We start from the raw sequence: 20,202 nt of genomic DNA, 5'->3' as shown, positions 1-20,202 counted from the left end.
GATATCAAAAACGATTAAACGGCCTTAGCCCTATGGAATATAGAACTAAAGCCGCTTAAAACTCGTTTTATTATTTTCACTGTCTACTTGACAGGGGGCACTTCAGAGACTGCACTCCTCTCTCATTATTTTTATTTTCCAATGTAATGAACGATTTGTTATTTTGAGTTGGGGCTTTTGTTAAAATGGCCCTGACTTTTGTTATTTTGAATGGGTCTTTTGTTAACAGGGGCAGGCTTTTTGTTACTTTGAAGCCGGCTTTTGTTCTCTTGCTCAGGGCTTTTGTTGCGCTCGCATCCGGATTCAGAAACTTGTCCCTCCGATTTGTTCTCTTTTCGGAAACTTCGAGCTCTATTTGTTAATTTGGCCGAGGCTTTTGTTAACAGGGGCAGGCTTTTTGTTTCTTTGAAGTCGGCTTTTGTTCTCTTGCTCAGGGCTTTTGTTGCGTTCGCACCGAGATTCGGAAACTTGTCCCTCCGATTTGTTCTCTTTTCGGAAACTTCGCGTTTTATTTGTTAGTTTGCCCGAGACTTTTGTTAACAGGGGCAGCCCTTTTGTTACTTTGAAGCCGGCTTTTGTTAAATTGCCTCAGGCTCTTGTTACGCTCGCACCGAGATTCGGAAACTTGTCCCTCCGATTTGTTCTCCATTCGGAAACTTCGCGTTTTATTTGTTAGTTTCTTTGAAGTCGGCTTTTGGGGTAAAATGGACACACCACATGCCTTTTGTGACTTTGCTCCTTAACTTAAAGAGCGTTAGCGAAATTATAAATTCTGATTGCATTAAAAAACCATCGGCGATTAACCGATGGTCTCTCTTAATGATTCATTAAAATGATTTGGCGCCTAAATAACGGGGCTTCCAGTAGGAATTGTCCATGTCACTAATGACAACTCCTTTTGACGTGCTGGCATTAATGAACTGACCGTTACCAATATAGATGCCGACATGTGATACCCCAGATCCTGTTGTTGCAAAGAAGACGAGATCACCTTTTGCTGGAGCTGAGACACTTTGTCCGGCACTCCACTGCGCTGCTGCCGTTCTTGGTAATGTCATACCGTTTTTAGCAAAAACGTAAGAAGTGAATCCACTGCAATCAAATCCACTAGGTGTCGTCCCACCCCAGACGTAAGGCGTGCCGATGAGTGCTTTGGCATCAGCTATGATGTCATTCACTTGACTTGCCGTTGTCTTACTTGCGGTGTGCTCAGCCGATACTGCTTTTGGGTTGGCTAATGCTGCACGAGTGTTAGGACCAACGACACCATCTGCGTGCAAGCCTTGATCTGTTTGGAAAGCTTTAACAGCCTTTAAGGTGTTGTTTCCAAAGATCCCGTCAACACCGCCCGTTTTATAACCAAGAGCATTTAATCTTGATTGGAGGTCTTTCACAGCTTGTCCATGATCCCCTTTTTCTAGATCAGTGGTTACTGTTTTTGTTACCTTTTTTGTGGAAACTGAAGCGGTGCTAAATAATTTTCCTAACGTGTTGGGTCCAGCAATTCCATCTGCCGCTAAGCCATGATCACTTTGATAGCTTTTAACAGCTTTTTTTGTATTGTTACCATAAATTCCATCCAGTGCATCATGATAATAATTAAGGTCCTTTAATTTTTCTTGTAAAGCTTTGACAGAACTATTTGTTTCTCCATAGTTTAAGACTTGATGAGTGTTCATCGTCGCGGCGTGGGCATTGGAGTGCTCACCTAATTGTGGAAATACAGCAATGGAAGCTGCAACAACAGTAGAAAGGAAAAGTTTTTTGGTAGGGAATTTCATGCAGTTGATTCTCTCCTTATTTTTCATAGGATAGTGTTGATGTCCTCATCTTATTGGACAATTATTACGAGAATATTAAAGAGAGATTGCGCAGGGATTACCCTGAATCATTTAGTAGGTTAATATATTCCCTACAGTGGATGAGGATGGACACAAAGGGTAGGTTTTCCAAAATTCAAGGGCTTTTCTTCTAAACGTAGAATCATAGCTGCCATCTCCTATTAGAAAACCTTAGTTTGTATTAGTCACTTCTGTTCCGGCACTCCTGTTGTGATTTTCGAATCACATATTAAGGCTGTACCGCAAGTCTCAGGTGGCGAAGGTTCGAAGCAGAACCTTTGCGATCTCCTTAGAAAGAGTCAGAGAAAAGTATAAAAAAATCCACCTCCGTTAATTGGAAGTGGATGAATCATTGTCTCTTAATATAACGATATTCACGCGCCGATTCATAGCTTGGTGAGTTGGCGTATCATTTTTCACTTCTGGGTGATACTCACCGTAACTGGTGTAGCGCATGCGACTTTCCTTGATATTATCATGATTCACAAGGTAGAGCATCACATTCTCGGCACGTTTAGCGGCAAGTTCCCAGTTTGACTTGAATTCTGTTGAATATTTGATGGGATTATTATCAGTATGTCCTTCAACAACAATAGGATTAGACACCGAATTTAAAATGCCACCCATAGAATCTAGAATTGGATCGGCCTTTTCTTTGATATCTGCTTTCCCTAGCCCAAAGAGAATTTGTTCTTTTAAGGTGATCTGTACGCCACGTTGTAAATTCCGTAACTCAATTTCGCCTTCTAAATGATTTTTATCAATATAGGTTTTCACCTTTTTATAAAGGGCATCAAGCTGCTTTTCATCGTCTTGATCATGCTTGTCATCCTTGTTAGCGACAGGAACCTTCGGAATATCTGCCTGAGTTGTCGGAGGATTATCGGACTGGTTAACGATAGAATCTCCATAAAACGAGGTCTTTAAAGATTGAACCAAAGCATTAAACTTATCATTTTTAACCTCACTCATTGAATACAAAACAATAAAAAAAACGAGTAAAAGGGTGATGAGGTCAGAATATGTGATTAACCAACGTTCTTGGTCGTGTTGTTCATCCTTTTTACGCCTTCTACGCATTATTCATCACGTCCTTACTCATTCTCACCTTCAGGCATTTCACGGTTACTCTCCATTTTCTTCACATCATTATCGTCCAAGAAAGCGATGAGCTTACTTCGCAATATTGTTGAATTTTCCCCGTATTGAATAGAAAGGAGACCTTCTGCCTGTAATTCCATTAACAGTACTTCCTCTTCAAGGTTAGCTTTTATCTTATTATAGATCGGCAAGTAAAGGACATTGGCACTTGATACACCATACAAGGTCGCGATAAACGCAACAGCTATAGAAGGTCCGAGTGTTTCCGGACTATCCAGCTGTCCAAGAATATGAACAAGCCCCATGACCGTTCCGATAATCCCCATCGTTGGTGCGAAGCCACCAGCTGCTTCAAAAATCTTTCCGATTGACAAGATCTTTTCTTCATATTTCTCTACTTTTCGGCTGAAAATATCCTGTATCATATCAGCCTCAGCACCATCGATAATCATCTGAATGCCTTCTTTAAGAAATTCACTATCCTCTTCCTGAATAACCCCTTCAAGAGCAAGTAAGCCCTCACGGCGAGAAGTATTTGACAAAGTGATCAGCTGCTCAATCGTGTCATTAGGATCAACTTTCTTCTTTAAAAAAGCATACTTCAAAATAAATGGAACTTTTTTGAGCTTATTAAAAGGGGTACTTAAAACCACAGCTCCGATAGTCCCACCGAAAACAATGATCGCTGCTGTGAATTGAATGAGTGATCCTATTGTCCCACCCTCAAGTACAAACCCTAAAATTAATGAAATAATGCCGATTAAAATACCGAGCACTGTTGTAAAATCCATAGGCTACTTCCACCTTCCAAACAAATCCTATACAAAGTGTATCGACAGGAATCTACAAGATATTTAGTAAAAATAATTTAAGGAAAAAATTGTGTCTTTTGTCACCATAAATTGGAAAATATTGCATGGTATTTTGGCTTAAATCCCAGAATCAAAATTGAAAGATGGTTAGTTCCTTGCTTGGAAAATCCGGCCTTCTTTTGTTAGTTTGAGCGAGACTTTTGTTAACAGAGGCAGCCCTTTTGTTTCTTTGAAGCCGGCTTTTGTTAAATTGCCTCAGGCTTTTGTTGCGCTCGCATCCGGATTCGGAAGCTTTGCCCGGAGATTTGTTCTCCATTCGGAAAATTCGCGTTTTATTTGTCAGTTTGCCCGAGACTTTTGTTAACAGAGGCAGCCCTTTTGTTACTTTGAAGCTGGCTTTTGTTAAATTGCCTCTGCCTTTTGTTACGCTCGCACCGAGATTCGGAAGCTTGTCCTCCTGGATTCTCACATCTTTGAGACTTTTATTTGTTATGGAGTCTTATCCCTCTATCGCGCCTCGGTATCAGATTTCTGTTTGTCCAAGCTAAGAGTTTAATACACGCTTCCTTCAGCACTCACCTCATGATGATTCCTGTGTACTTCTCTAATCATTGTTTGATGTGTACAACCAGTGGACTTTACCATTTGAATAGCCGCCAGGCCTCGCCTACACATAAAAAAAGATGCCCATTGGTCAATAGGACATCTGCTGATGACAGGCTATTAAATTTGGATTTGGGCATTCAAATAAGGCTCCCAATGCTTTTGGGTTGTTAACGCTTTGGCCAGTTCTTTACTTGCTTGGCGATGACGCTTGCGGTCTTCAGCGCGAAGCTCTGCCATTTCGAATAGTTTTTTCTCTTCTTCACTTTCAGGGATGACGCCAGGCACTTCAACAGGATGGCGATTTTCGTCTAGGGCAACAAATGTTAAAAAGGAAGTTGCAGCGATACGGCGATCACCTGTCTTCAGGTTTTCCGCTACGACTTTGACGAAGACTTCCATAGACGTACGTCCTGTTGAAACAACGAAGGACTCTAAGCAAACAGAATCTCCTGGTGTGATCGGACTGAGAAAGTCGACGTGGTCTGTGGATGCCGTTACACAATCCCTGCGTGAATGGCGTTCTGCAGTGATTGAAGCGACATCATCTATATAACTCATCAGTAATCCACCGAACAACGAATCTAGATTATTGGTATGGCTAGGGAAGACACGACTTGTTTTGACAACACGTGAATCCTTACAATATTTCTTCTCCATAAAACTGACCATCCTTATCTTTATTTTTACGGCTTTATTTTAACACAAATTTTGGTGTTTGAATCAGTGGAATGCTTATGAAAACCCCTTCAAATCAACATTTTTTTGTATTTCGGACCAACCATTCAATGGTAGCATTTACATTTTTAATCCTCTAAAAAATATAATAAAAACAGAGAGAAAAAGTCTTAAAAGTGAAAGAATAAGAGGGTTACAAAAAATTCCATACCGAAGGGCAGATGAAGCTAGCAGTGAGATTAAAAATAAGGATGAGCGGCAAGACTGTTAGAAGTAATATCAACAAAAAATGACCTTTTGACCAGGTACTTTCCTCAGTGCCTGTGGACACACCCCTCCCTCTGGCAAAACTCAAAAAGACTGCTCGCAAAAGCTTTATGCTTTTGAAGCAGTCTCGTTTTTTTATTTAGTCAAGTTAGTTACTCGAAAGCATATCTTTTTCAAGCTCGTCTAACATTTGGTTAGCTGCTATTACACCGCCAGCTGTATTCCAAATAGCGTCACTTACTTTATAGACATGCCCATCTTTAACACCTTTAAGATTTTTCCACAATTTATTATTAGTAAAGTTATTTTCTTCTTTTTGCGCCTGACCATTATCACCGCTTGGTGCATAGGTAAAGTAGAAGATGTAATCCCCATCCATTTGTGGAATCATTTCTTCTGTGGCATTAAGGGCTGCAAAATCATTTTTATCCTGTGACGCTGGACGTTGCAAGCCGATTTCTTTAAGAATAACCCCCGCAAAGGTATCCTTATGATAAATTCTCGCTTGACCTGCCATAAAGCGCACAAGAGAGATCTTGGCGTTCAATTTATTTTGATCCGCAAGCTTGTCGTGTATGCTTTTCACTTTATCATTAAATTGCTTTAATACGTCTTGCCCTTTATCTTCTTTATTAATAGCCTTGGCATAGAGCTTAAAGTTTTCCTGCCAGTCCCCACGGAGTTCATCTGAAAATATAGTAGGAGCGATGGCCTTTAGTTTGTCGTATTGCTTCTCTTGCCTCATTTTATTACCAATAATAAGATCGGGATGCAGCTTAGCAATAGCTTCCAGGTTAACGGAGCTTTCTGTTCCAACCACCTTCACGCCATCCATTTTATCTTTAATATGATCATACCAAGGATTGCCTAACCAAGATTGAACCGCGCCAACAGGCTTAACCCCCATTGCAAGTAGGGCTTCTGTGCCTTCGTTCGTTAACACAACAATTCTCTTCGGTGTCCCTTTAACCGTTGTCGTCCCCATTGCATGCTTAACAGTATAGGATTTGTCTGAAGCTGTTGCTTTCGCGGAAGCATCGGCATCTTTGTCAGATGAACTCCCACAGCCTGTCAAACCTAAAATGACTGCAAAAAGCGCAATAAAGAATATGTATTTCGTTTTCATTTGATGATTAATCCCCCTCAATTGAAAATGATTATCATTTACTCTTAAATTAGAATACCCTCTAACAAAAAACTTGTCAATGACAAATTGAGAATAATTATCAATTTCATTGACACAAGATCGCATTTAAAATAAAATGAGGTCAAATCAAAAAGAGTTAGCGCTTTAGAGTCCCTTCATAAGTATGGATTGGCACTCTAATCTATTTCTTAGAAATTCGTAAATTTCCTCCATTGTATATATATAGTTTCATAGTGTTTCTATAGCGTTTGAAAGGATGACAGACTTTGGTCGGTGTTTTTAGAACGAATGTCATAAAAACCTGTGGTCTTATCATTATCATTCTCTTAATGCTGCTTTGTGCCATGGGTAGCCTCATACTTGGGTATACTGATATCCATTTACATACCGTTTACTCCGCCTTCTTTCATTATTCTGGAACGAATGATCAAGTGGTCGTCCTCGATTCAAGAGTTCCGCGCATGTTGATTGCAACAGCCGTTGGAGCGAGCTTAGCGATTTCCGGAATCCTGATGCAAGGATTAACACGCAATCCTTTGGCCTCACCAAATATACTCGGGGTAAATGCTGGTGCCAGCTTTTTGATTGTTGTTGCCGTGGCCTTCTTTCATGTTGATGCCATCAACACAATGACCTGGTTAGCCTTTGGCGGCGCTGCTCTTTCAGGTGTTATCGTTTATTTTCTCAGTTCTCTTGGTCCCGATGGCTTGACACCAGTCAAATTGACATTAGCGGGCGCCGCCATTGCTGCTCTCTTTGCCTCACTCACTCAAGGCGTTTTAACGATGAGCGAACCCACACTTGAAAGTGTCCTGTATTGGCTAGTCGGCTCCGTACAAGGACGTGATTTGCATACATTGACCCATGTTCTTCCTTACTTTGCATGTGGCTGGATCATCGCCCTCTTAATCAGCGCTAAAATGAATACATTAGCTTTAGGGGATCAAGTGGCAAAAGGGGTAGGGCAAAATACTGCGCTAGTAAAAGGGATCGCTGGTCTCATTATTATTTTATTGGCAGGCGGTTCCGTCGCTGTTGCTGGACCTATTGGTTTTATTGGAATCATCATCCCTCATATTGCCAAATGGCTAGTCGGGCAAGACTTTCGTTGGCTTATTCCCTATTGTGCAGGGCTGGGGGCCATTTTATTACTTGTCGCTGATATTTCAGCCCGCTTTATCTTACATTCTGGCGAGGTGCCTGTTGGTATTATGACGGCGATTGTTGGCACCCCCTTCTTTATCTTTATAGCGAGACGCGGGGTGTTTAGCCATGACGCATAAAAAATATCGAGCCTTACGTTGGAACAGAGCCTCCTTTCTTGTCGACCAAAGAGCACTGCTGACACTCATAGTGTTAAGCATACTTTTTATCATCACCATCATTTTAAGTCTTGGTTTAGGTGATTTATTTATTTCACCTATAGAAGTCGTTAAAGCGATTTTTAAACAGTCCACAGCCATGAACAATTTGGTCGTTCATTCCTTTCGCTTTCCGCGAATTCTATTAGCTGCATTGGCTGGAATGGGGTTGGCTGTATCAGGGGCCATCTTACAAGGTCTTGTGCGTAATCCCTTAGCCTCACCTGATATTATCGGTGTGACAAACGGCGCCTCACTTACGACTGTTATGTTCCTTACCTTTTTCAGTGCAAGCGGGGATACCTCTATGAACGTTAGTATTCAGTGGCTCCCAGTTGCTTCCTTTATTGGCGCTTTGCTAATGGGCGGTCTCGTCTTTTTCCTTTCAAAACGGGGCCTTTCCGCTATAAAACTTGTGTTGATTGGGATTGGTCTATCCGCTGGAGCGAAAGCCTTTACTGATTTGCTGCTGATCTTAGGTCCCACTTATTTGGCTTCTCAAGCCTCCATTTGGATGACGGGGTCAGTAAACGGCGCCTCTTGGAGCTCTGTGGCTTTCTTATTGATTTGGTCTATACTCTTTATCGGCCTGGCTCAAGGTTTAGCTCGCCGTCTAAATGCTCAGGCCTTTGGCGAAAAGGTGGCTGTCGGCATAGGCAATAATCTAAAGGGCGACCGCATTCTGTTACTCATTTTGAGTACAGCATTAGCAGGAGGCGCTGTGGCTTATGCTGGCGCGATTAGCTTTATCGGCCTCATGGCGCCACATATGGCCCGACGGCTCGTCGGCTCCAATTTTGGTAGTTTAATACCTGTATCTGCATTAATCGGTGGCATCATTGTCATGGTTTCTGATCTTATTGGGCGCACGGTATTTACACCGCTTGAGATTCCCGCTGGCGTGTTTACAGCGGCGATCGGTGCACCGTATTTTATCTACTTATTATATAAAACAAGAAAATGGGGGTAATAAGGATGAATTTGGAAGCGCAAGCCATTACAGTGGGTTACGGGGATGATCCGATATTAGAAGCATTGAATTTACAGATTCCTAAGGGCAAAGTCACCGTCTTTATCGGCAAAAACGGTTGTGGGAAGTCAACGTTGCTATCAACCTTCGCCCGTTTAATCAAACCGTCCTCTGGATCGGTTGTCCTTAATGGTAGAGACATTGCTAAAACAGCAACGAAGAAGGTCGCACGCGACCTTGCCCTCCTTCCTCAGGGGCCTGTTGCTCCTGAAGGATTAACGATTTTGCAGCTTGTGCGTCAAGGCCGTTATCCTTATCAAAGCTGGCTGAGTCAATGGTCTGTCGAGGACGAAAACATCGTCCGCCATGCGTTAAAGGTCACCAATTTAGAAGAGCTCTCGGATCGTCCTGTTGATTCACTTTCTGGTGGGCAGCGGCAGCGAGCATGGATCGCCATGGTGCTTGCTCAAAATACAGATATTCTCCTGCTCGATGAACCCACAACCTATCTTGATCTCGCCCACCAGGTGGATATTCTTGATCTGTTATTTGCTTTGAACAGAACAGAGAAGCGAACCATTGCGATGGTTTTACACGATATTAATTTAGCTTGTCGCTATGCGGACCACATCGTTGCCGTGAACAATAAAAAAATCTATGCACAAGGCGCACCAGAAAACATTATCACAACTCAATTAATGAAGGATGTGTTTCAAATGGATGCCGAAATTGTCATGGACCCTCTCTTCGGTACACCAATGTGCATCCCCCATGGACGCGGACGCAATCTGCTTAAACAAAAGCAACAAGAAAGCACGAAAACAGATGACGTTCATGTCTTACAAACAGAAGCGACACCATCCATCTGACCCTAAAAAAGCTGAAAGAAAACTAAAGAGATAACAGGCATACCGAGCGTAAATATTTTAAAAGTCCACTAAAAGAAGAGAACTATAGCCAGCCTACGGAAAATCAAAAGGACCGGGTGAAACAGCTGCTCGATCCTTTTGAATTAAAGGTTAATAAGACAGCCGCTTGTGGCAGCGGCCTTTCGATATCGTTATGGTGAGAATGCCTTTTTGTTAAAATAACCTTTGCTTTTGTTAATTTGAGAAGAGAATTTGTTATTTTGGATTAGGATTTTGTTAAAAGAGACAGTCCTTTGTTACACTCATGCCTCGATTTGGAAGCCTGCCTTATGGATTTGCTCTCTTTTCGGAAACTGCCGGCTTGATTTGTGATTTTGCGGCTGGCTTTTGTTAAAATGGGCCGGCCTTTTGTTCCTTTGGAGCTGGCTTTTGTTCTCTTGCCCCTACCTTTTGTTACGCTCGCATCAATATTCGGAAGCTTGACCCCCGAATTCGTTTCCTATTCGGAAACTTCAAGCTTTATTCGTTAATTTGGTTGTGGCTTTTGTTAAAAGAGACGTGCCTTTTGTTTACTTGCGGCCAGCTTTGATTCTCTTGTCTCTCTCTTTTGTTACACTCATGCCTCGATTCGGAACTCACACCACATTTTTGTTCCCTTTCAGAAGCTTCGGATTTTCTTCATTATTTTGTGACTCGCTTTTCAATTTGTCATCCTTGCTGACAATTCGGGCAATAGTACACTTTTTTTGAAGCGATTTTTTCCATAATAATCTTTGCTCCGCAGCGTGGACAAGGATGATCTGCTTTACCATGGACTTTGAAATAAGGCAAGTAGCTCCCTGTTTTTGTATCCCCTTTATAGAGGGGCATGTCCATGTATCCACCATAATGAGTGGCTTCTGTAAGCACCTGCCTAATAGCCTGAAACAGCTTGACAATGTCTGCATCACCAAGTGTCTTTATTTTCTTCATTGGGTGTATTTCAGCAGTAAAACAGATCTCATCGGAGTAGCGATTGCCAATTCCAGCAATAAAGGCTTGGTCAATTAAAGCATTCTTAATGGCTCCTTGTTTTTGCTCTAACTGTTTTTGTAAAGCCTCATATGTAAATTGAGGAGATAAAGGTTCTGGCCCTATCCCTGCAAGCTTTCCTTCCACTTCTGTAGGAGAAAGTATATGTAAAAAGCCGAGCCGTAAGCCAATAAAATAGAGCTGTTCCTCCCCAAAGGATAGCACCACCTGCTTCGTACGTTTAGGGCTATCTGCCTCACTACCAAAAAACAGCTTGCCTCCGAGCATTAAATGAAGGAGCAGGACTTTTTCGGATGCTAAATTAAAGAGTAAGTACTTTGCCCTTCTCTCGATATTTATAATGGTTTGCCTTTCTACCTGCTGGCAAAAATCGGCGCTAGGGGTATTGATGGATTTGGAGCGTTCAATCTGTACTGCTGTTATGGTTTGACCAATGAGCCTTGAAGACAGCTGTTGTTTATAATTCTCCATTTCTGGGAGCTCTGGCATAAAAAAACATCCTCACCTTTAAGGGTTATCTCTAACTTTCCTTAAAAATGAGAATGTCATACGCCTTTTATGGATGAGAGACAATGCAGTCACATTGTCCAGAGAGTGTGATGGTTTCCACGGTCGCCGGGATGATAAAATGATCCCCTTTACGAAGGGCATTATCCTTGCCATCTGTCGTAATAACACCTTCTCCATTGATCACGCTCACCAACAAAAAGGGCTGCTCCTGTTTTCTTTCCAACCAACCACGAACCTCCCAGCGCTCTACAGTAAAGTAGTCTGCTTTGACGAGTTCGGTCACCTTTCCCTCACTCGCTTGCTCAATTTTATAGGTAAGTTCTGGGGATTGATGAGGATACTGTGCGACTTGTATTGACGGTTCAATATGAAGTTCTCGCTTGTTTCCTTCTGCATCTGTCCGATCATAGTCATAAACCCTATAGGTAATATCGGAGCTTTGTTGACTTTCCAAAATCAAAATCCCACCGCCGATCGCATGGATCGTGCCACTGGGGACATAAAAGAAATCTCCTGGCTTGACCTTCACCCTTCTCAGAAGCTTGTCCCACTGGCCACTATCAACTAGCGAACGGAATTCCTCTGGGGATTTAGCATTATGACCATAGACAATTTCGGCTCCGTCTTCACAATCAATGACATACCAGCATTCCGTTTTACCATATGGCACATGTTCAACTTCCCGTGCATACTGATCATCTGGGTGGACTTGTACCGATAGATCTGTTTTCGCATCTAAAATTTTCGTTAAAAGTGGAAATTGTTCAGAAGGCTCATTTCCAAAGAGCTCTCGATGCTGATCCCATACGTCAATCAGGGATTTTCCAGCCAACACGCCGTTCTTCACAATCGAAGGTCCATTCGGATGCGCCGAAATCCCCCAGCATTCCCCAGTTGTCTTTGAAGGAATAGTATAACCAAATTCAGTTGCGAGACGCTCCCCGCCCCAAATTCTCTCTTTAAGCTCAGGTTCTAAGAACAACGGTTCCTTATACATATGGCTGTCTCCTTTTAACTTAATCTCTCTATACATTCTCTCTTATCATCTCGGATACCCTAACGTTTGCATTTTATCACAACTCCATGTAAAAATCCGCAGTGAACTGACGCGATTGTATGATACGCGCAAAAAATCCAAGAAGTAGGAAAAATATGATAAAATAATGAGGCAATATAGAGGAGGATACGGGATGAAAAATTTTGATCAATTACTTGAAACCTATGCAGAACTCGCTGTCAAAATTGGGGTGAATGTTCAAAAAGGACAAACCCTTGTGATTCGAACACCGATTGTTGCTCAAGACTTTGTCAGGCAGGCTGCTAAAAAGGCTTATGAAGTGGGGGCAAAAAATGTCATCGTTGACTGGTCTGACGAACAGCTCACACGCATTAAATACGATATGGCACCCGATGAAGCCTTTAAAGAATTTCCTACGTGGACAGCTAAAGGATTTGAAGAGCTTGCTGAACAAGGTGCTGCTTTTATGAGTATTTCAGCAAGTAATCCTGACCTACTTAAGGGCGTTGATCCCGGAAAAATCTCAACGGCTAATAAAACGGCTGGAGAAGCAATGCAAACGTTTAGAGCCTATACCTTATCATCGAAGGTGAGCTGGACAGTGGTTTCTGTTCCAACTCCCGAGTGGGCACAAAAAGTCTTTCCTGACCTCAATGGCCCAGAAGCTGTCGATGCCCTTTGGGCAAAAATCTTCCAAGCCACTCGGGTAACACAAGGAGATGCCGTAGCCAACTGGAAGCAGCATGTGCAAACGTTAGAGGAGAAAGTAAGCTTTTTAAATCACCTAGGCATTAAGTCCCTTCACTACCAAGCACCTGGCACAGATTTAACCATTGAACTTGCCGACAATCACAACTGGATGGGTGGGGGCAATCAAAATAGTCAAGGCACTTATTTTGTTCCAAATCTGCCGACAGAAGAAGTTTTCTGTATGCCGAAAAAAACCGGTGTCAATGGTTATGTGACGAGCACAAAGCCGCTTAATTATGGTGGCACATTAATTGAAAACTTCACTCTTACCTTTAAAGAAGGGCGAATTGTTGATTACAAGGCAGAAGCTGGAGAGGATACACTAAAGCACCTCATCGAAACCGATGAAGGCTCACATTTTCTCGGAGAGGTCGCCCTTGTTCCTCACCATTCACCGATTTCCGATACTGGCATCATTTTCTACAATACCTTATTTGACGAAAATGCCTCCTGCCACCTTGCCATCGGTGCTGCTTACCCATTTAATATTAAAGGCGGTTCAAGCATGACCAAGGAAGCGCTTGCCCGACATGGCGCCAACGATAGCCTTACCCATGTCGACTTCATGATTGGCTCGGCGGACTTAGCCATCGACGTCGAAACCCATTCCGGTGACGTTCTTCCTATCTTCCGAAAAGGCAACTGGGTGGAATAAGTAGCCTTATTCATTGACTTCATACCAAATTCCATTTTTTTAAATTGCTATGGAGATAGTCGGCCGTCTATCTTAGGCTCATAAGTAGGGTCTCTCTCATTTATGGTACTTCAACCATTCCGAGAGTCCCCTACTTCTTTTGTATTGCGAAGCCTTCTCAAAAACTTACACAAAATGGTTTACTTTATCTTTTATTTGTTATTTTTGCCGTGGCTTTTGTTAACAGAGGCGCACCTTTTGTTCCTTTGTAACTGGCTTTTGTTTTCTTGCCTCTCTCTTTTGTTACACTCACACCCTGATGGAAAAACTTCCCCCTCGGATTTATCCTCCATGTGTTGGTCGCGAATTTTATTCGTTATTTTGAGCAAGACTTTCGTTAAAATCCATCCTCCTTTGTTCTCTTGCTCCAGCACTTGTTCATTTAGAATTTCCCCTTCGTAATTTGAAACAGCTTAGCCACAGCCTCATCATTTTAGAAGCATTTCAAAGCGTAACGCTCTGATATAGACTTTGAATTCGAACAGTTGTGATAGGTGTGATAAAATAATAAAAAATTGATCATATAAAAAGCTTTCAAAATTTAAAAGATGCCTTAAAAAAGGGGGATTCGTACGCGATGACATACTATCAATTCTTTCCTTTAGGGGAGCAGGCGTTAGTAATTTCCTTTGGATCTGACATAAATAAAGAGACAAATGACCTTGTCTATCAGGTCTATACGTTTCTTAAGCAGCAGCGTGCCCCTTGGATCATAGATCTGGTTCCAGCCTATGCCACTTTAGCCGTTCATTTTGATGCTTTACAATTGCTTCATCACCATAACACCCCCTATGCTTTTGTTAAAACCTATATTGAGGAGCAGCTTTCACAGGTATCTTCAATGGAAAACGCTCAGCAGCCTCATCCAATCATTACGATTCCCGTATGTTATGGAGGAGAGTTTGGCCCTGATCTAGGTCATGTTGCGACAATAAATGACTTCAGTGAAGAGGCTGTTATTTCAACTCATTCGTCTCCTCTGTACCACGTCTATATGATTGGGTTTTCTCCTGGCTTCCCTTACTTAGGGGGCATGCATACGGATATTGCGACGCCACGTCGTGATACACCACGAACAAGCGTTCCTGCCGGTTCAGTAGGAATTGCCGGTCAACAAACAGGGGTCTATCCAACCGAATCACCTGGTGGCTGGCAAATCATTGGTCGGACCCCACTGAAGCTCTTTCAACCTGAATCCAAAACACCTATTCGGCTAAGTATGGGAGACCGTATCCGTTTCTATCCGATTTCTGCATCAGAATTTGCACAATGGGAGGAGAATAAGGCATGATCAACATTATTGATGCTGGTCTTAATACAACAGTTCAAGACTTGGGGCGTTGGGGGTATCAAGATAAAGGGATCACCGTTGGGGGGGCACTCGATCACATTGCACTTAGACTTGCCAATTTGTTGGTCGGCAATCCAGAGAACACAGCTGGATTAGAAATGACATTATTAGGACCGACGCTTTCTTTTACAGAGGATGCGCTGATCGCCATCTGCGGAGGGGACCTTGACGCAAGAATTGATGAAAAATCTATTAAAACTTGGTCGCCACTTTACATAAAAAAAGGCAGCATTCTAAGACTAGGCTCTGCAAAACGTGGCTGCCGTGCCTATCTTGCTGTTCATGGCGGGATTGATGTCCCGAGCATCATGGGGAGTAAAAGTACAGATCTGCGGTCAAGCTTTGGCGGTTTTAACGGACGTTCTTTACGTGAAAAGGATGAACTTCCCATTGGAGAGCCCCATTCTTTCTTTTCAACCTATAGAGAGCAATGTATGCAAAATCATGGCAGCTTTCATTCCGCCAAATGGTCAATCAGCTACAGCGGTAGATTAGCCTATTCCCCTCACCCTACTCTCCGTGTCCTACCGGGGAAAGAACACTCTATGTTTACCGACTCCTCTATCGCCCATTTTTATAACGAGGCATATCAGATCACCTCGGCATCTAACCGTATGGGCTATCGCCTAAAGGGGGCACCATTATATTATAAAACAGCACTTAATTTACTGACTGAACCCGTAACAACAGGAACTATTCAAATTCCAAGCGATGGTCAGCCAATTATTTTATTGGCTGATCGTCAAACGAGTGGGGGCTATCCGAGAATTGGGCATGTTATTCAAGCTGATCTCCCCTTAATTGGACAGACAAAACCTGGAGATGCCATTTACTTCAAAGCTGCTTCTTTGGAAGAGGCTTATCAAGCATTAGCCGAGCAAGAAAAACAAATCAAGCAGATTAAGAGAATGATACATATGAAACTTGTGAAGGAATAGGAGGCAACCTCATGTTATCTATTGATTTAAATTGTGATCTTGGCGAGAGCTTTGGAGCGTATACCATCGGCAACGATGAAGCGATTTTAGATGTGATTACTTCCGCTAATATTGCTTGTGGCTATCATGCCGGCGATCCCCATGTTATGCATGAAACGGTTAAGCTCGCCATCGAAAAAGGCATTGGTATTGGTGCGCATCCAAGCTTTCCAGATTTAAATGGTTTTGGTAGAAGAATGATGGATCTCAAGCCTAGCGAAATCTACGAGATCACGCTTTATCAAATCGGTGCCTTACAGGCCTTTGTCCACGCTGAAGGCGGAACCCTCCAGCATGTTAAACCCCATGGGGCTCTATACAATATTGCCGAAAAAGACGCGGAACGAGCTGATGCCATTGCTAAGGCGATTCATGACTTTGATTCAAAGCTTATCTTATTTGCACCATATCAAAGCGCGCTCCTTAAAGCCGGTAAAAAGTACACTCTTCGTGTGGCAGCTGAAGTCTTTGCCGATCGAACCTACCAACCAGATGGCACACTCACTCCTAGGAAACAGAAAAATGCAGTGATTACGGACATCACTGCATCGATACAGCAAGTAAAAATGATGATGACAGACCAACAGGTTCGCTCTGCAGACGGCCACTATATCCCCATCGAAGCAGATACCGTTTGTGTGCATGGCGATAATGCCCATGCTTTAGCGCTAGCCAAACAGCTCCGTACCGAATTAACCTCAGCCGGGATTCGAATTAGAAACCTTGGCTGATCGCCAAGCCTTTAGTGGCAAAAGTCGGCGCTGGTCTTATACTATCATCCTTAAAGACGTGCGAAGTTATAAATTCCGATGTTTAAAAAATATCCCTGTCCCATTTCAATAGCGGCTCTGTCTTACGTTTACTTTTTGAGTCTGAAACGCGTTTCTTGCCTTCGGACTCCAATTTTGGGGCGTGACAAGCGAAAGGTGAAACCGCAATGGCCTCACGTAATAAGGGGTAGCTTTTCTTTACGTGGATCTCGCGGGCTCACAATGGAATCAGGGACGCGACACGAGAGGTCAATCAATTAGCTGATAAGATTAACGGACTGTGACACACCACGGCTGTTTTCGAGACAAGAGATGTCAGAACTAGGGACGGTCTGCCCGTTTTCTTCGCATTGGGAATTTTTATAAACAAGAGAAAAGAAATGGAATCAACAAGATAAGAATGACACCTACAACGGTCACCGATATCACTTTAAATAATTCTTTCTTCACAAAAACACCCCCGTAAACATTGTCCGTTATTTAGCCTTATCATTATAGATGACAGATATTTTAAATTGTTTTATCTTTTCTATGAACTATAACAAAACTGCATTAACTCATCAAATTATCTATATCTTATAATATAAGAAAAACCGGGCGAAAAGCATGCCCGGTCCTTGTCCTTAGTATAGAGCATCACCAATATGAAAGAGGCTTCATTGCCTGGTCAAGTGGATGGGAGCGCAAGGCGCGAGGAGGCTTACCACTCCCCGCGGAAAGCGAGCGGCCTGGAGCGGAAAGCCGCACCGTCCTCATGATCAGGAATTTTATACTCCCTCATTAAAGTAAGGTTTTTCTTTAATTTACTCGGTTATGCTTAGATTTTCAGCTTTCTTTTCTTTTTAGAAAACTTGGCTTGCACCCCTTCGCTGGTACTCCTGATGTGATTTTTGCCAATCACACACTTAGGGTGCCTGCAAGCCTTAGAAGGCGAAAGTCAAAGCCCGCCTTATACTCTCTTCCTTTGAGAGCGTTAGCGAAATTATACATTCTGATAGTACAAAAAAGTGGAGCACTAAGTCTCCACTTCTTCATTATTTCAACTTCATAGACTTGAGCGGCTTCGATTGCTCAAGGCCATGATTTTTTTAAGTTAAATGGTTTCTTTTTTTAAATCAAAGGCAACAGTGATATAACCAATTTTATCCTTGCGCATATTGAAAACACCTGGCACGCGATATTTTTGGTAAAGGTCACTGGATTTTAACGCCTCGGGAACTAAGCCAAGATCTTCTAAAATTTTAAGGGAGATGGCGCTAAGTGCACGCGGATTACCATCTTCGCATTTAATCGCGACGCCGAGCCCTTGCTCAACTAAGCCGAAGCACTGTACGCCTTCAGCTCCCCCTTTGGAGACCACTTTACCAGAGAACATCTTCATAAAGTCCGTATCAAAACGATCCGTCCCGGCAATCATTTCTGGACGTGTCATCATCGCATTACGAATGTCCTGCAAGGTTTTATCTCGCTCAGGTTGACCATGAAAATGCCCTGTGGCAAGTTGCGCATAACCAAAGGCAGTTTTGCTTAGAGGTAAACGGTGAACCGGGACACCGCAACCATCCACACTCAATTGAATGTCTTCAACAGGCGTGTCGCAAATTTCGGATATGGCTTTTAAAATGCGTTGTTGAACAGGGTGGCTTACTTCTCGATAGGTTTTATAATCTTCATCCATATAAACTGCAGTGGCGAGCATTCCAGAGTGTTTCCCTGAGCAATTGCTATAAAGCGGTGTGAGTTCGCCACCTGAGCGAATGAGCGCTTTGTAATCCTCTTCATTTTTTGGTGGGTGCATGCCACACTGCAGGTCGTTGACGTCCAAGCCGATTTTATTTAGGATACCTTGAACGGTCTCACGATGGAAGTCTTCTCCACTATGTGAGGCACTACTGATCGCCAATTCCTTTGGTTCATAGTTAAAATGTGTCGCCGCCCCTGTTTCTACTAATGGGATGGCCTGAAAGGGCTTCATGGATGAACGTGCAAATGTATTTCGTTCAGGATTTCCATAGCTATATACTAATTGTCCTTTATCATTTACAATTGCTGCATGAAAGTCATGGGTACTTTCAAGATAGTCCCCACGGTATACCTTGACTGGGTTCATTTTCATAAGAACCACCTCTCTTCGCTGAGTTACTCTATATATTGATTCCTCCTATATAGTACAACTCTATCAAAGAAAAGGCAAAATGTTCGCTAACCTTTTAAGTTACAGTAATCTTTATAGTGCCCAGCAGGGTCTTGACCGCTCGTTTTTTCGCAGGCCTCTCGCACTATCTTCTGAAACCCTTGCCTGCAAAAGCTTAGATCAAAATTATCATAATACAGACAATGCAATATTATGGAAGACTCGGCGTATGCGGTTCATGTTAATCTCTCGACCGATATGAACACGATTGCTTAATAGAATAAGTGCTAATTCCCGTTGCGGGTCTATCCATAATGAGGTTCCGGTAAATCCTGTGTGACCATAGCTACCCTCAGAAAACAGATAGCCTGCTGGCGACTGGCAGTCATCCACTAACTGCCAGCCCAACCCCCGATTTAAATTTAGATGTTTGGTATAATTACGCTGACTCGTCTTTAAAAGCGCTGGCGATAGGAACTGGCTATGTTGCGCTTGCCCTTGATGAAGCAGCATATGAGCAAAACGCTTTAAATCAGCGAGGCTTGAAAATAAGCCAGCATGCCCACTCACCCCTTTCATGTGAAGTGCATTTTCATCATGGACCTCGCCCCATTGATAGTCTTGTTTCTCTGACAGCCATTCCGTAGGGGCAACATGCTTCAAATCTACTGTTGGATTAAAAGAAGTAGAGTGCATTCCCAAAGGTTTGAAAATATGCTGTACGGCAAATGCGTCAAGACTTTCACCTGTGATGCGTTCAATTAAAAAGCCAAGCAATATAAAATTCAAGTCACTATACACCACTTTTTGATCTGGAGCTGCAGGATCTGAGAGAATACATTGTAAAATCTCTTCATTTGACCATCCGTATTGATAAAAGGGAACAGTAGGAGTAAAACCAGTGGTATGCGTCAAAAGATGACGGATTGTTACCTCCGATCCTGCATTTGGAAAAAATCTCTTGATAGGATCATCAAAATCGATGTCTCCTTTTTGCACAAGGAGGAGTAAGCTAGGAAGTGTGACACATATTTTCGTCAATGAGGCAAGATCAAATACTGTATTGAGCGTCATTGGTAGTCGCTTTTCAAGATGGGCAAGACCGACAGCATTTTCTGCGATCACCCCATCCTTACCTATAATGGCATAGACGGCCCCTGGAAGCTGCTTTTCTTCCACCATCGTGTTGAGAAAGGCATCAAGACGTTGCTCCAAATCGTCTGGTGTAGGCTTCATCTTCATCCCCCTATTTTAATTAAACTTTATCTCATTCCCATTCAAAAACAATATGGGTGATCAGTTGTCGTATCATCATGG

Annotated in this window: 16 protein-coding genes; 7 read left to right on the top strand and 9 right to left on the bottom strand. The window is 42.7% G+C overall.

Annotated elements, in window-relative coordinates:
• Positions 1 to 827: 827 nt before the first annotated feature.
• The 5 genes from IEW82_RS14990 to IEW82_RS14970 all read right to left on the bottom strand — a co-directional run bounded on the left by IEW82_RS14990 (position 828) and on the right by IEW82_RS14970 (position 6,428).
• A complete protein-coding gene (locus IEW82_RS14990; RefSeq protein ID WP_188696111.1) occupies positions 828 to 1,781 on the bottom strand; it encodes a C40 family peptidase in 954 nt (317 codons plus the stop codon).
• A 390-nt stretch (positions 1,782 to 2,171) separates the two neighbouring features.
• A complete protein-coding gene (locus IEW82_RS14985) occupies positions 2,172 to 2,921 on the bottom strand; it encodes a flagellar motor protein MotB (protein ID WP_188696108.1) in 750 nt (249 codons plus the stop codon).
• 14 nt (positions 2,922 to 2,935) lie between these two features.
• Positions 2,936 to 3,733, bottom strand: coding sequence for a flagellar motor protein (locus IEW82_RS14980; RefSeq protein ID WP_188696103.1), 798 nt, complete (start codon positions 3,731 to 3,733; stop codon positions 2,936 to 2,938).
• 744 nt (positions 3,734 to 4,477) lie between these two features.
• Positions 4,478 to 5,029, bottom strand: coding sequence for an acyl-CoA thioesterase (locus IEW82_RS14975; protein WP_188696100.1), 552 nt, complete (start codon positions 5,027 to 5,029; stop codon positions 4,478 to 4,480).
• A 421-nt stretch (positions 5,030 to 5,450) separates the two neighbouring features.
• Positions 5,451 to 6,428: an ABC transporter substrate-binding protein gene (locus IEW82_RS14970; RefSeq protein ID WP_188696097.1), complete on the bottom strand. Its 978-nt coding sequence runs from the start codon at positions 6,426 to 6,428 to the stop codon at positions 5,451 to 5,453.
• A 350-nt stretch (positions 6,429 to 6,778) separates the two neighbouring features.
• Here IEW82_RS14970 and IEW82_RS14965 point away from each other — a divergent pair, with 350 nt between their 5' ends.
• The 3 genes from IEW82_RS14965 to IEW82_RS14955 are packed head-to-tail and all read left to right on the top strand — an operon-like array spanning position 6,779 to position 9,649.
• Entirely contained in the window at positions 6,779 to 7,732 is a 954-nt protein-coding gene (locus IEW82_RS14965; RefSeq protein ID WP_188696148.1) for a FecCD family ABC transporter permease, read from the top strand.
• Entirely contained in the window at positions 7,722 to 8,780 is a 1,059-nt protein-coding gene (locus IEW82_RS14960) for a FecCD family ABC transporter permease (protein WP_188696093.1), read from the top strand. Before IEW82_RS14965 ends, IEW82_RS14960 begins: the two co-directional genes overlap by 11 nt.
• Positions 8,781 to 8,785: 5 nt before the next feature.
• Positions 8,786 to 9,649, top strand: coding sequence for an ABC transporter ATP-binding protein (locus IEW82_RS14955; protein ID WP_188696091.1), 864 nt, complete (start codon positions 8,786 to 8,788; stop codon positions 9,647 to 9,649).
• 708 nt (positions 9,650 to 10,357) lie between these two features.
• On the opposite strand, the gene mutM is transcribed toward IEW82_RS14955, so the two are convergent.
• Positions 10,358 to 11,170, bottom strand: coding sequence for a bifunctional DNA-formamidopyrimidine glycosylase/DNA-(apurinic or apyrimidinic site) lyase (gene mutM / locus IEW82_RS14950; RefSeq protein WP_188696089.1), 813 nt, complete (start codon positions 11,168 to 11,170; stop codon positions 10,358 to 10,360).
• Positions 11,171 to 11,237: 67 nt separating this feature from the next.
• Entirely contained in the window at positions 11,238 to 12,188 is a 951-nt protein-coding gene (manA, locus tag IEW82_RS14945; RefSeq protein ID WP_188696086.1) for a mannose-6-phosphate isomerase, class I, read from the bottom strand.
• A 193-nt stretch (positions 12,189 to 12,381) separates the two neighbouring features.
• Between manA and IEW82_RS14940 the strand changes: the two genes are divergently transcribed.
• The 4 genes from IEW82_RS14940 (at position 12,382) to IEW82_RS14925 (ending at position 16,712) form a co-directional block, all read left to right on the top strand.
• The gene (locus IEW82_RS14940; RefSeq protein WP_188696083.1) at positions 12,382 to 13,614 is read left to right on the top strand and encodes an aminopeptidase; all 1,233 of its coding nucleotides are present in this window, start codon (positions 12,382 to 12,384) and stop codon (positions 13,612 to 13,614) included.
• 616 nt (positions 13,615 to 14,230) lie between these two features.
• The gene (gene pxpB, locus IEW82_RS14935; protein ID WP_188696080.1) at positions 14,231 to 14,944 is read left to right on the top strand and encodes a 5-oxoprolinase subunit PxpB; all 714 of its coding nucleotides are present in this window, start codon (positions 14,231 to 14,233) and stop codon (positions 14,942 to 14,944) included.
• Complete coding sequence (locus tag IEW82_RS14930) at positions 14,941 to 15,942, top strand: 5-oxoprolinase subunit C family protein (protein ID WP_229672648.1); 1,002 nt, start codon at positions 14,941 to 14,943, stop codon at positions 15,940 to 15,942. The genes pxpB and IEW82_RS14930 overlap by 4 nt, the downstream gene beginning before the upstream one ends.
• 11 nt (positions 15,943 to 15,953) lie before the next feature.
• Positions 15,954 to 16,712 (top strand): LamB/YcsF family protein, encoded by a 759-nt coding sequence (locus tag IEW82_RS14925; RefSeq protein ID WP_188696076.1) that lies wholly within the window; start codon positions 15,954 to 15,956, stop codon positions 16,710 to 16,712.
• A gap of 1,132 nt (positions 16,713 to 17,844) precedes the next feature.
• Here the strand turns inward: IEW82_RS14925 and IEW82_RS14920 are convergent.
• Positions 17,845 to 18,867, bottom strand: coding sequence for an asparaginase (locus IEW82_RS14920; protein WP_229672646.1), 1,023 nt, complete (start codon positions 18,865 to 18,867; stop codon positions 17,845 to 17,847).
• A gap of 207 nt (positions 18,868 to 19,074) precedes the next feature.
• Positions 19,075 to 20,121, bottom strand: coding sequence for a serine hydrolase domain-containing protein (locus IEW82_RS14915; protein ID WP_188696074.1), 1,047 nt, complete (start codon positions 20,119 to 20,121; stop codon positions 19,075 to 19,077).
• Positions 20,122 to 20,202 lie beyond the last annotated feature (81 nt).

Source organism: Pullulanibacillus camelliae, assembly GCF_014642655.1.
In the GTDB taxonomy this organism is placed as follows: Bacteria; Bacillota; Bacilli; order Bacillales; family Sporolactobacillaceae; genus Pullulanibacillus; species Pullulanibacillus camelliae.
Note: the sequence above shows the minus strand (reverse complement) of the source record. Positions and strands in the feature narration are given on the sequence as shown.